At 61.4% G+C, this 11,677-nt stretch carries 10 protein-coding genes and 1 pseudogene; 9 read left to right on the top strand and 2 right to left on the bottom strand.

From position 1 onward, the window contains the following. Positions 1-7 precede the first annotated feature (7 nt). The 5 genes and pseudogenes from ACVWYO_RS22735 (at position 8) to ACVWYO_RS22715 (ending at position 4,599) form a co-directional block, all read left to right on the top strand. Positions 8-997: an aldo/keto reductase gene (locus tag ACVWYO_RS22735; RefSeq protein ID WP_457354719.1), complete on the top strand. Its 990-nt coding sequence runs from the start codon at positions 8-10 to the stop codon at positions 995-997. Positions 998-1,105: 108 nt separating this feature from the next. Then, positions 1,106-1,843 (top strand): nuclear transport factor 2 family protein, encoded by a 738-nt coding sequence (locus ACVWYO_RS22730; RefSeq protein WP_457354717.1) that lies wholly within the window; start codon positions 1,106-1,108, stop codon positions 1,841-1,843. A 106-nt stretch (positions 1,844-1,949) separates the two neighbouring features. Further along, positions 1,950-2,729, top strand: coding sequence for a hypothetical protein (locus tag ACVWYO_RS22725; RefSeq protein WP_457354715.1), 780 nt, complete (start codon positions 1,950-1,952; stop codon positions 2,727-2,729). A gap of 297 nt (positions 2,730-3,026) precedes the next feature. Beyond that, a complete protein-coding gene (locus tag ACVWYO_RS22720; RefSeq protein ID WP_457354713.1) occupies positions 3,027-3,914 on the top strand; it encodes an NmrA family NAD(P)-binding protein in 888 nt (295 codons plus the stop codon). Between the two features lie 120 nt (positions 3,915-4,034). After that, positions 4,035-4,599 (top strand): annotated as a pseudogene (locus tag ACVWYO_RS22715) (recombinase family protein). 97 nt (positions 4,600-4,696) lie between these two features. Here ACVWYO_RS22715 and ACVWYO_RS22710 read toward each other — a convergent pair. Both ACVWYO_RS22710 and ACVWYO_RS22705 read right to left on the bottom strand, forming a co-directional pair. Continuing rightward, positions 4,697-5,680, bottom strand: a complete 984-nt coding sequence (locus tag ACVWYO_RS22710; protein ID WP_457354711.1) for a zinc-dependent alcohol dehydrogenase family protein — start codon at positions 5,678-5,680, stop codon at positions 4,697-4,699. Between the two features lie 64 nt (positions 5,681-5,744). Then, positions 5,745-7,241 carry an NAD(P)H-hydrate dehydratase gene (locus ACVWYO_RS22705; RefSeq protein ID WP_457354709.1) on the bottom strand — a complete coding sequence of 499 codons (1,497 nt, stop codon included), beginning with the start codon at positions 7,239-7,241 and terminating at the stop codon, positions 5,745-5,747. A 377-nt stretch (positions 7,242-7,618) separates the two neighbouring features. On the opposite strand from ACVWYO_RS22705, the gene ACVWYO_RS22700 reads away from it, so the two are divergent. The 4 genes from ACVWYO_RS22700 to ACVWYO_RS22685 all read left to right on the top strand — a co-directional run bounded on the left by ACVWYO_RS22700 (position 7,619) and on the right by ACVWYO_RS22685 (position 11,673). Continuing rightward, positions 7,619-8,656: a zinc-dependent alcohol dehydrogenase family protein gene (locus ACVWYO_RS22700; protein WP_457354707.1), complete on the top strand. Its 1,038-nt coding sequence runs from the start codon at positions 7,619-7,621 to the stop codon at positions 8,654-8,656. Positions 8,657-8,713: 57 nt separating this feature from the next. Beyond that, positions 8,714-10,096: an NAD-dependent succinate-semialdehyde dehydrogenase gene (locus ACVWYO_RS22695; protein ID WP_457354705.1), complete on the top strand. Its 1,383-nt coding sequence runs from the start codon at positions 8,714-8,716 to the stop codon at positions 10,094-10,096. A 64-nt stretch (positions 10,097-10,160) separates the two neighbouring features. Continuing rightward, complete coding sequence (locus ACVWYO_RS22690; RefSeq protein WP_457354703.1) at positions 10,161-11,306, top strand: NAD(P) transhydrogenase subunit alpha; 1,146 nt, start codon at positions 10,161-10,163, stop codon at positions 11,304-11,306. A 19-nt stretch (positions 11,307-11,325) separates the two neighbouring features. Then, on the top strand, positions 11,326-11,673 hold the full coding sequence (locus tag ACVWYO_RS22685; protein ID WP_457354390.1) for a proton-translocating transhydrogenase family protein: 348 nt from the start codon (positions 11,326-11,328) through the stop codon (positions 11,671-11,673). The last annotated feature ends 4 nt before the right edge of the window (positions 11,674-11,677 follow it).

Raw genomic sequence — 11,677 nt, 5'->3', positions numbered from 1 at the left:
GTCACGGATGGCTGATATGTCGATGAGACGGCTAGGCCATAACGGCCCCGAGGTTTCAATTCTTGGCCTTGGCTGCCAAGGTTTCGGCAGCAGCCGTGACGGTGGAGAGCGCGAAGCGGCCGTTCGCACCGTCCAGGCCGTTTTGGATGAAGGCGTTACTTTTCTGGACACGGCCGATTTTTACGGCAGCGGCGTAAGCGAGATGATTGTTGGCGAAGCGATCCGGGGCAGGCGCGATCGAGTATTCCTCAGCGTCAAGTTCGGTGCGCTGAGGTCGCCTGCCGGTCGTATCATCGGTCTTGATGGACGGCCGAACTCGGTCAAGAATTTCGCCGCCTACTCGCTAAAGCGGCTTGGGGTTGACGTGATTGACTTGTATCAGCCGGGTCGCGCTGATCCGGACGTGCCGTATGAAGAAACGATCGGCGCGATCGCCGACCTGATTCAGGAAGGTAAAGTGCGGTTCCTCGGCGTATCCGAGGTCGGCGTAGATCTGCTTCGCCGCGCCCATGCTGTGCATCCGGTGACTGCGCTGGAAATCGAATATTCGCTTGCCAGCCGGTTCATTGAAGCAGAAATTCTGCCTGCTGCCCGCACGCTGGGTATTGGCGTTGTCGCGTACAGAATTCTTGCCGAAGGGCTACTGACCGGCACCCTTCCCCACGACAAAGCCCCGGTGGACGCTCATTTCCTTGCACCGCGTATGCAAGGCGAAAATTACGTGCGCAACGTCGCTACGTCACAGGCGCTGGTTGCTTTGGCCGCTCGCAAAGGTCTCGCACCGGCTCAGATCGCGCTAGCTTGGGTGCTGTCACGTGGGTCCGATATCGTACCGCTTGTCGGGATCAGCCGCCCTGCTCGGATCGCAGACAACATAGCCGCGCTCAGAGTGGACCTCAGTACCAGCGAACTTGCTGAATTAGATCATGCGTTCGCTCCGGATGCGATTGTTGGTCTGCGCTATCCCGAATTTGTTATGAAATGGGCCGCACAGTAAGGCCGCGTTGCGTAATTTCCGACCCTGCACGTGAGACTCCGCGGAAATTATAGCCTGGTCTTACAGGCTTCTGGCGTCGCCACAGCCTCGGAACTGTGAGTGTGATAAATGCCTGATCAAAACCTGAACGAGAGTGTTGTCGGTGAAATGAAGTCGGAGACCGACGCCGATGCGACCGCCCACCAAGGGGAAACAATCTTGGCGGTGCATGCGAAAAGTTACGCCAAGGGCGCGGTCGAGGATGCCATCAGGAAATTGGACGCGGCCGATCAGAGCGCGGTCGACAGCCTCATACAGCGCGAGCGCGCCGCACGCGACACCGGCCAGTGGGCCGAAATGGCCAATTGCTATCACCCCAAATCCTACGTCGAGGTGTCTTGGTTCCAAGGGGCCGGAACAGATTTCGTCAAACAGAGCAGCCTAATCGCGGGCGGAAAGGTCTATACCTTTCACATCATGAGCCCCGCCGTCGTAATGCTCAATGGCGATCGGGCGCTGGCCGAGACAGGATGTACGGTTCACGGTCTGACCGAGCTAGAAGGCGTGGAAATCGACATCGTCAGCCAATCGCGGTTGCTTTGGCGGGCGCAAAAGGAAAAGGCCGGCTGGCTCATCGCTGGCATGCGCGCCTATTATTTAAGTGACGCGATTATCGCTGCGGACCCGACCAAAGTTCCGGATATTGACCATGCGATCTTCGATGGGTTGCGTCGGAGTTATCGCTCGATCGCCTATGTTATGGCGCGCTCCGGCTTTCCTGTGCGGGACGATCTGGCCGGGATCGACCGCCCTGACACCGTGGCATCGCTCAGAGCAAAAGAGATGGAGTGGCTCGCTGGGAGTTAGCGCCTTCGCTTCCAGGCAGCCCTATGGCCATCATCGGCACAAAGCGCACACCACCGTGCATTGAACCAAGTCCAAATTGAATATTGGCATGTTATTGGAGGATAAAATGACCGAAGCGCAAATCGACAGGACGGCGCTGATACCTGAAGTTCATTGTAGGCGCCATCTTCTCAAAGGAAGTCTCTTGGCGGCGTTTATGGCGCTGATCACCAAAACGGCGACTGCGGCTCCCCTAAATGCCGGCCAAGGTGGCGCCACCGCGAAAGATCAGCATAACGATCCGCAGGGATTATTGGATGCCTTCGCTGTAAGTCAGCTACTGTTGCGCGAGCGTCTTGCACGAGAGACTCACAACTACAATGACGAAGAAACCTGCTTTTACCCTGATGCCAATGTAGAGGTATCATGGTTTAAAGGTACTGCTGCGGAATTTGTTAACTCTGGTCGCCGAACTGGTCCGACGGAGTATGGTCAGAAGTCCGTCTACTTCGACTCAACAGGTCCAGCTAGTATCTTGGTTCACAAGAACCGGGCGATCGCTGATTCTGCCTGTGCTATACATACCTTTTTACCGCTGGATGGAGTGGAGGCCAGCATGACTAGCTTCACCCGTTTGCTTTGCCGAGTACAAAAGGCAAACGGTGTGTGGCGCATCGCTGGTCTGCGCGCTATCTACATTCGCGACCTGCTTGAGCCATGCAACCCCGCCGAAATTCCAAAGATTGATTTGGATAAGTTGAAACTTTACCGGCCGTCTTATCGTCACCTCAGTTATGTCCTTCAAGCAAACGGGCGTCCCATGCGCAGCGATCTTCCCGGCGTTGATCAGCCCGACGTAGTCACCGCATTGCGCGCGGCCGAGCGTGGATGGCTTTATAGAGGCTAAGCGCCCGCTGGAGTCTGAGAGAGATGCGCCCGCTCATATGTGCATGCGGGTCAACCACCACGGTGCCTCTCGAAATCGGCAGCAGGCTATCGGTGATGCCAAACACGAAGGTCCCCGCGCGGTGGGACCATCCTATTACCGGAACTACTGCGTCGCGTTTGATCGCCTGCGGCGTTTGGCCGGCGCTGGGTATTCAAAAGCCGGTCGTTCCAATATCTCTGGCTCGACACTTCGCCCTTTGCGGAGATGCGTTTGAGGTGTTTCCGGACAACGCACCCATGGCTTAGGACCGCATCCATGTTTTTCATTGCAGGCATTACCGGCAAGATCGGCGGGGCGACCGCAAATGCGCTCCTTGCCCAGGGTAAACAGGTCCGGGCGCTCGTTCGGAACCCGTTACGGGCAGAGTCCTGGGTCAAACGGGGCGTGGAGCTGCGGACCGGCGACCTTACCGACGCCGTCGCGCTCGCAGAAGCCATGGAGAGGGTGGAGGGGGCTTTCCTGATGCAGCCGACGCCGATGGGCGTGACGCGAGACTTCCCCGAGGCACACGCCCTAACGGACGCCATCGTTGCGGCGTTCGATCAGGCGCCGCCGCCCCGTGCGGTCGTTCTGTCCTCGGTCGGATCCGAACAGTCGAGGGGTCTGGGCAACATTACCCAGACCCACATGCTTGAAAAGGCGTTGGAGCGTTTCACTTTTCCAATCGCGATCGTGCGACCTGGCTCGTTGATGGAAAACAATCTTAGTTCTCTTAACCGCGCGGACGAGACCGGCGTCTTCGACAGCTTTCTTCAGCCTGTGGATCGCGCCTTTCCGATGACTGCCACGGTCGATGTCGGCACAGAGGCCGCACGCCTGCTCGCCGAAGGCTGGACGGGGCGTAAGGTCGTTGAGGTCGGGTCCTACTGGACGCCTGCGCAGATTGCGGATGCGATGGCCGCGACGCTGAACAGGCCGGTGAAGGCAAGGGCGATCCCACGCGAGCATTGGACCACGGCCCTCGGTCAGATGGGGCTTTTCGGGGATCAGGCGGCAAATTGGGAGGAAATGCAGGATGGCTCCAACGCCGGCTGGATTGACTTCGGTCGGCCTGGAGCAAAGGCAGTGCCCGGAATCACAACGCCAACTGAGGTGTTCGGCCAAGCGCGTGAGATCAAGGACCGACTCGCCGGACCGATATGAGCGATACAAATTCGAGAAAGCCGGGAAACCGCCGTTTTCCATTTTCTCAAAACCGTTCCCAAAACCACTTTCTCACGATACATATTTTAGACGGAGTTATGAGAAGGGAGCTGCGTACTCATTGGCTATGCGCGGGTGTCCACCCCGGATCAGGATTTGGCGTCGCAGTTGGACGCCTCAACGCGGCCGGCTGCGAACACATCGCGACCGACAAGGCGAGCGGCGCAAGCATCGTACGGCCGGGTCTGACCGAAGCGTTGGGCAAGGCCGGCAAGGGCGATACGCTGGTAATCTGGAAACTGGATCGTCTCGGACGGTCGATGAAAGGGCTGGTCGATCTGGCGGCTGAGCTGTCGGCACGCGGGATCGAGTTGCGCTCGCTCACAGACGGGATCGTTACCGCGACACACACGGGTCGTCTGGTATTCCACATTCTCAGGTCGATCGCGGAGATGGAGCGCGACTTGATCCGCGAACGCACGATGGCGGGGCTGGCGGCGCGGCGGAAGGCTGGCGGGGCGGAGGGCGTAAGTCCATCATAACGCCCAGCAAAAGAGACATGGCCGTCAAACTGCTCGCTGCCGGCGATCGGCCGCAGGACGTGGCAGAAGCGGTCGGCGTGTCGGTTTCGATCTTCTATCGCCATTTTCCGGCGAGCGGCAGGCGCGCCCCGAGGGACAAATAGCGCTAATAGGGACGTGCCATTTAGCTCTGATATCTACAACCTTTACGATGGATGAGCGTCCTGTCCGTTATGCGCCATGCGGGCTGGCAATGGCCGGTCAAGGCACCAAGACTGCCGCGCCGTCGAACCGGCCTTCTCGCAGGTCATCAAGCGCCGTGTTGGCCTGATTTAGCGGATAGACGGTCGTCTTCACGACAATGCCCATCTTCGGAACAAGGCCAAGGAAATCGATTCCGTCTTGTCGTGTGAGATTGGCGACCGACAGGAGTTGCCGCTCTTCCCAGAGGATGTCGTAAGGAAAGCTGGGAATATCGCTCATGTGGATGCCCGCGCAGACGACCCGCCCGCCCTTGCGCACCGCCTTGAGCGCCACCGGCACGAGCTCGCCAACGGTCGCGTAGATGATCGCGGCATCGAGCGGCCCGGGCGCTATCTCATCCGAGCCGCCCGCCCAGGTCACGCCCAGGCTGCGCGCGAACTCTTGCGTTCCCGTGTCGCCTGGCCGCGTGAATGCGTATACCTCGCGACCCTGCCATTTGGCGACTTGTGCGACGATATGGCCGGCAGCGCCAAAACCGTAAATCCCCAGACGCTTACCATCGCCGGCGATCTCCAGAGAGCGCCAGCCGATCAACCCGGCGCAAAGCAGCGGTGCGAGCGACACGTCGCTGCCGGTCTCACCCAGTGGAAACGCAAAGCGCGCGTCGGCAATCACAGCGGTCGCGAAACCGCCGTCGCGGGTGTACCCTGTAAACAGCGGTGCGTCGCAGAGGTTCTCCCTATGCGCCTTGCAATAATGACAAACGCCGCAGGTGTGGCCGAGCCAAGGAATCCCAACCCGTTCGCCCAGTTGGAGATCGGATACGTCCGCGCCGATCGCGTCGATCCGCCCGACGATCTCATGGCCCGGGATAATCGGCGATTTCGGGTTCGGCAGCTCGCCGTCGAAAACATGCAGATCTGTGCGGCAGACGCCGCACGCGAGAACCTTCACGCGGACTTCACCGGGGCCGGGCTGTCGGTCGGGCAAGTCTGTCCATACCAGCGGCGTTCCGGGCGTGTTGAGTACCATTGCCTTCATGATTGGCCAGTCCTTCGATATCCGCCGGTCGGCGAGGGCAGGGGGGCAGCGGCGGTCACGGTCTTCAAAGTGCCGTCTGCACCTTGAGCTTCTGGAGAACCTTCGGCAGCGCATCGGGCAGATCTTCCGCGATCAGCCCCAGCCCGAATTCCGTGGCTGCTGCGCCGTGCAGCCAGACGCCGGCCGCAGCCGCCTTGAACGGAGTCATGCCTTGAGCAAGCAAAGCGGCGATAAAGCCGGTCAGAACATCGCCGCTGCCTCCGGTCGCGAGTTGCGGCGGTGCGTTTGCATTGATGATGGCGCGACCATCGGGGCTTGCTATGACGGTATCGGGGCCTTTGAAGACCACCACCGCGCCGCTTTTCCGGGCGGCGGCGCGCGTGCGCTCCAGCTTGTCACCGTCGAAGTGGAACAGCCGCATGAACTCGCCCGCATGTGGGGTCATCACGCACGGCCCGACGATCGCACCAAACAGATCCTCGGGTGCCTCGGCAAACGAGGTCAACGCATCAGCATCGAGAACCATCGCCCTTTTTGTGGCGAGACCAGCAAGGACATACCCTCGGGTCATTTCGCCGATGCCAGCGCCAGGCCCAATCGCGATGGCGTTGCGACGCTCGTCCGCCAGCAAGTCCAGCCATCCCGCCGCCCCATCGAAGCCGCACACAATCGCGTTGGTCACCGCGCTGGCATAAATGCTCCACACCGCCGCCGGTGCGGCAAGGGTGACCATGCCGGCGCCAGCACGAGATGCCGCCAGCGTCGTCATTCGGCTTGCACCCGTGATAGTCGCGCCGCCGAGAACGAGGACCTCACCACGCGTATATTTGAAGCTTTGGGGCTGCGGCCACGGGTAGGATGCCTGCCAGAGACAAGAATCGTTCTCCCAGCAATCGGGCGCAACCCCATCCAGCACCGACAACGGCGTGCCGATATCGGCAACCAAGATCGCGCCGCACAGTGCTCGTCCCGGGTAAAGCAGATGGCCCGGTTTTTTGCGGAAGAACGTCACCGTCAGTTCGGCGGGTGCCGCATCCCCGCGAACCAAACCCGAAGCACCGTCGAGCCCACTGGGGACATCTATTGCACAGACAGGAATCTTCCGGGTTTTCAGCGCGTCGATCATGACCAGCGCTTGCCCCTCGAGTGGCCTTGCTAGGCCCGCGCCAAAGATTGCATCGACGACAATCCCCGCGCCGTCGAGGCTTTCGGGATCAAAGGGTATCAACTCGCCGTTCCAAATCGCCGCCGCATGCGCAGCCTCGCCGGTGAGCTTCTCGCGCGTGCCAAGCAGCGCGACTTTCACCGGCCACCCTGCAGCTTCGAGATGCCGCGCGACGACAAACCCGTCGCCGCCGTTGTTGCCAGGGCCGCACAGCACCGTAACCGGCTGCATCGACCAGCGTCCGCCCACCGCGACCGCAACGGCTGCGCCGGCCGCCTCCATCATCGATCTGCCGCTAATGCCAGCCGCTTGGCCGGCGCGGTCGGCAGCGCCCATCTGTGCAGGAGTCAGGAGCACAACTGAGTCCCGTTGCCATGTGTCTTCGGAATCGCTCATCTTCAGTGAATTCCTGCCTGCGACCATTCGCGTGGGCCAAGCTGCGGGTACGCGGTCCCCGCCCGCCCCGGCAGGGTCGGAATTCACTTACACTGACGTCTTTTCCGAAAGCGGCATCGCAACGCGAAAGCACCGATCGGTCCTGAAATGTCACCGCGCGGCGTAGCGCGGTCGGTTGAAGGCGGCGGCACACGGAAGCGGACAAGGTCAGCACGTCCCGGTGGTCGGGCTGACGCCAATGGGGATGAGTAGATTCCGACGCTGATATCCCAACCTGATGAATCCTACCTCGCAATCCTGAACCAGCCACCGCGAACCGGCTGAACCGGCAGCATCGGGCAATTCTGCGCGAGTGGCGGACCAGGAGCATGCGTATCATGAAGGCATTCGTTTACGGTGGGGTTGGCAAGAAGAGCCTTGAAGACCGCCCGAAGCCCGAGATCACCGATCCGGGCGATGCGATCGTCAAGATGGTCAAGACGACCATTTGCGGGACCGACTTGCATATCCTGAAAGGCGACGTCGCGACCTGCGCGCCGGGGCGTATTCTCGGCCATGAAGGTATCGGAACGATCGAGACGATCGGTGCGGGCGTCACCACCTTTAAGCCAGGCGACCGCGTCCTAATTTCTTGCATCTCATCCTGCGGTAAATGCGAATATTGCCGCCGCGGCATGTATTCGCATTGCACGACCGGGGGCTGGATCCTCGGCAACGCGATCGACGGCACTCAGGCGGAATATGTGCGAATTCCGCACGCCGAGACGAGCCTCTATCCGATTCCCAAGGGTGCGGATGAGAACGCGATGGTCATGCTAAGCGACATCCTGCCGACCGGGTTTGAATGCGGTGTGCTCAACGGAAAGGTCTCGCCGGGATCGACGGTAGCGATCGTCGGCGCAGGACCGATCGGGCTGGCGGCGTTGCTCACCGCCCAACTCTATTCGCCAGCCGAGATCATCATGATCGACCTGGACGACAATCGCTTGGCAATGGCGATGAAGTTCGGCGCAACCCGCACGATCAACAGTGCGGACGGCAAGGCGTCGGACAAGGTGAAGGCATTCACCGACGGAAAAGGCGTCGACACCGCGATCGAGGCGGTCGGCATCCCGGCGACTTTCGAGCTCTGCGAGCAGATCGTCGCTCCCGGTGGGATCATCGCGAATATTGGCGTTCACGGCCAGAAGGTCGACCTGCATCTGGAGACGCTCTGGTCGCAGAACATCGCGATCACCACGCGGCTGGTCGACGCCGTCACCACCCCGATGCTGCTGAAGACGGTGCAATCTGGGAAGATCGACCCGACTCGGTTGATCACGCATCACTTCAAGCTCGACCAGATCCTCGACGCTTACGACACGTTCGTGCGCGCCGCGGAAACCAAGGCCCTGAAGGTCATCATCGACGCCTGACGACACGGCCGGCGGCCTGCCTTTGCCGTCGTCATTCCAAACAGAAAGCTGAATTTCATGACCTATCAAAGCCTCAATCCGTTCAATGGCAAACTCGTTGAATCCTTCGCCGATCTCGGCGATCCGCAACTCGAGACCAAGATCGCGACGGCCGACGCCTGCTTCCAGACGTGGCGTCACACATCCTACGCCAACCGCGCCAAGATCATCGCCAAGGCGGGCGAGATCCTCCACGCGCGGGCCGACGAGTTCGCGCGCATCATGACGACCGAGATGGGCAAGCGCATTGGGGAGGCGCGGGGCGAAGTGGAATTCAGCGCGCGCATCATGGCGTATTACGCCAAGAACGCCGAACGCTTCCTCGCGCCGGTCAAGCTCAACCCCACGAATGGTGAAGCGCATATGGAGAGTAGCCCGATCGGGGTGATCTTCTGCGTCGAGCCGTGGAACTTCCCGTATTATCAGCTCGCCCGCGTCGCTGGGCCGCATCTGATGGCGGGCAACACCTTGGTCGTGAAGCACGCCGGCATCGTGCCGCAGTGCGCGATCGCCTTCGAAAAACTGCTGATCGAGGCCGGTGCGCCAGTCGGCCTCTATACCAATTTGCTGATCAGCCATGATCAGTCCGATACCGTCGTCGATGATCCTCGCATCAAGGGCGTCGCGTTGACCGGCAGCGTCGGCGCAGGCCGCAGTGTTGCCTCGCGCGCTGGCAAAAACCTCAAAGTATCGTCGATGGAATTGGGCGGCAGCGACGCGTTCATCGTGCTCGAGGATGCCGATCTCGACCTGACCGTTCCTTGGGCGGTGTGGGGCCGGATGTACAACACCGGCCAGACCTGCTGCGCAGCCAAGCGCTTCATCGTGGTCGAGAGTATGGCGGAGGCGTTCCTCGCGAAGTTCAAGTCCGCGCTCGGCGCGCTCGAGGCAGGCGATCCGATGGACGAGAAGACGACGCTCGGGCCGCTTTCGACCGAACAGGCGCTGGTCGATCTGCTCAAGCAGGTAGATGGCGCGGTTGCACACGGCGCGAAGATCGCGCTCGGTGGCAAGCGGGTCGATCGTCCGGGGTCGTTCATGACGCCGACGATCCTGACCGACATTGCCAAGGACAACCCCGCCTTCCGCGAGGAATTCTTCGGACCGGTCGCGCTCTTCTTCCGCGTGAAGGACGAGGACGAAGCCATTGCGATCGCCAATGACTCCGATTTCGGCCTCGGGGGCTCGGTGTGGACCAAGGATGTCGCGCGTGGACGTCGCGTCGCGTCGAAGGTCGAGACCGGCATGATGTTCATCAACAACATCGACTGGACCGATGCCGAGCTGCCGTTCGGCGGGATCAAGGATTCAGGCTACGGCCGCGAGCTTGGCGACATGGGCATTCAGCAGTTCGTGAACAAAAAGCTTGTCCGCATCCACGACGCAAAAGCGCCTGCCTGAGCTTCAAGACCAGCGCCCGGCAATCCTGCCGGGCGCCCTTAAGCGATGCCGAGCGGAGCGCCCCATGTACGTCAATATCGCCGTTCTCAAAGAAACCCAGCGGCACGAACGGCGCGTCGCGCTGGTGCCGTCGATGGTGGCCAAACTCACAAAGCTGGGCGCCAGGCTGCATATGCAGGCCGGTGCCGCAGACGCGATCCGGGTCCCGGAATCGGCTTATGGCGACGTGATCTTCGTGGACGATCGCAGCGCAATGGTCGCGGATGCCGACGTCGTGCTGTGCGTCCAGCCACCGGCGCTCGACGTCGTTGATGCGATGAAGCCCGGCTCAATCTTGCTGTGCTTCGTCTATGCGGCGAACGAGCCCGAACTGGTGAAGCGCCTGCTCGCAAGGCACGTCACCTGCTTCGCGATGGAACGCATCCCGCGTATTTCGCGCGCGCAGGCGATGGACGCGCTGTCGAGCCAGTCGGCGCTGGCGGGCTATTACGCCGTCGCGCTCGGCATGACGCATATGGACCGCGTCCTGCCCAAGATCACGTCAGCCGCGGGCGTCATCGGGCCGGCCAAGGTGCTTGTGATGGGGCTCGGTGTCGCCGGGCTGGAGGCGATCGCCACGGCGCAGCGACTGGGCGCGGTGGTCGAAGGCTATGACGTCCGTCCCGAAACCCGCGAGCAGGCGCTGTCGCTCGGCGCGACCTTCGTCGATACCGGCGTCGATGCGACGGGCACGGGCGGCTACGCCCGCGCGCTGACCGCGGACGAAAAGACCAAGGTCGACGCCGCGCTGACCAAGCACATCCAGGCGTCCGACCTGATCATCACCACCGCCGCGATCCCCGGCAAAGCCTCGCCCAAGCTGATCAGCAGGTCCCAAGTGGCGGGCATGAAATCGGGCGCGGTGATCGTCGATCTCTCGGCGGAGGGTGGCGGCAATTGCGAAGCGACGCAGCCGGGCGAGACGATCCGTGTCGATGGGGTGACGATCGTCGCGCCGCTGAATGTGCCGTCGAACCTCGGCGCAGATGCGAGCGAGCTCTACGCCAAGAACCAGTTCAATCTGCTCGCGCTGATGCTGCACGATAATATCGTGACGATCGATTGGACCGACGAGGTTCTGGCGAAGACCGCGCTGACCCATGATGGCAAGCTGTGTGACGCCGACAAGACGCGCGAAATATCCGCCACACCGACCGCGACAGCGGCGTGACCGCGATGGGACCCCGAGCATGAATAGCGACCTCGCCATGACGGGCCTCATCGCCCTCTACATCTTCATGCTCGCCGGCTTTGCCGGCTGGGTCATCATCGGGAACGTACCAGCGATCCTGCATACGCCGCTGATGTCGGGCTCGAACTTCGTCCACGGCATCGTCGTGGTCGGTGGCGTGTTCGCCCTTCTCAACGCCAGCACGCCGCTCGAGCAAGGCATCGGCTTTGTCGCGGTGCTGCTCGGCGCGGGCAATGCTGCGGGCGGCTATGCCGTGACCGACCGGATGCTGGCGATGTTCAAATCGAGCGGCGACGCGGGCAAGCCAGCACATCGCAAAGTCGTCCACCTCAAGAAGAAGGGGTGAGACC

It is taken from the genome of Sphingomonas sp. UYP23 (assembly GCF_054059235.1).
The sequence above is the reverse complement of the archived record's forward strand: the minus strand, read 5'-3'. Positions and strand labels throughout refer to the sequence as shown.

Excerpts from the sequence above, each read along its gene's own strand:
- ACVWYO_RS22735 (WP_457354719.1), top strand. The coding sequence starts at position 8 with ATGGCTGATATGTCGATGAGACGGCTAGGCCATAACGGCCCCGAGGTT.
- ACVWYO_RS22705 (WP_457354709.1), bottom strand. The coding sequence starts at position 7,241 with ATGAGCGATTCCGAAGACACATGGCAACGGGACTCAGTTGTGCTCCTG.
- ACVWYO_RS22720 (WP_457354713.1), top strand. The coding sequence starts at position 3,027 with ATGTTTTTCATTGCAGGCATTACCGGCAAGATCGGCGGGGCGACCGCA.
- ACVWYO_RS22690 (WP_457354703.1), top strand. The coding sequence starts at position 10,161 with ATGTACGTCAATATCGCCGTTCTCAAAGAAACCCAGCGGCACGAACGG.
- ACVWYO_RS22710 (WP_457354711.1), bottom strand. The coding sequence starts at position 5,680 with ATGAAGGCAATGGTACTCAACACGCCCGGAACGCCGCTGGTATGGACA.
- ACVWYO_RS22730 (WP_457354717.1), top strand. The coding sequence starts at position 1,106 with ATGCCTGATCAAAACCTGAACGAGAGTGTTGTCGGTGAAATGAAGTCG.
- ACVWYO_RS22700 (WP_457354707.1), top strand. The coding sequence starts at position 7,619 with ATGAAGGCATTCGTTTACGGTGGGGTTGGCAAGAAGAGCCTTGAAGAC.
- ACVWYO_RS22725 (WP_457354715.1), top strand. The coding sequence starts at position 1,950 with ATGACCGAAGCGCAAATCGACAGGACGGCGCTGATACCTGAAGTTCAT.
- ACVWYO_RS22685 (WP_457354390.1), top strand. The coding sequence starts at position 11,326 with ATGAATAGCGACCTCGCCATGACGGGCCTCATCGCCCTCTACATCTTC.
- ACVWYO_RS22695 (WP_457354705.1), top strand. The coding sequence starts at position 8,714 with ATGACCTATCAAAGCCTCAATCCGTTCAATGGCAAACTCGTTGAATCC.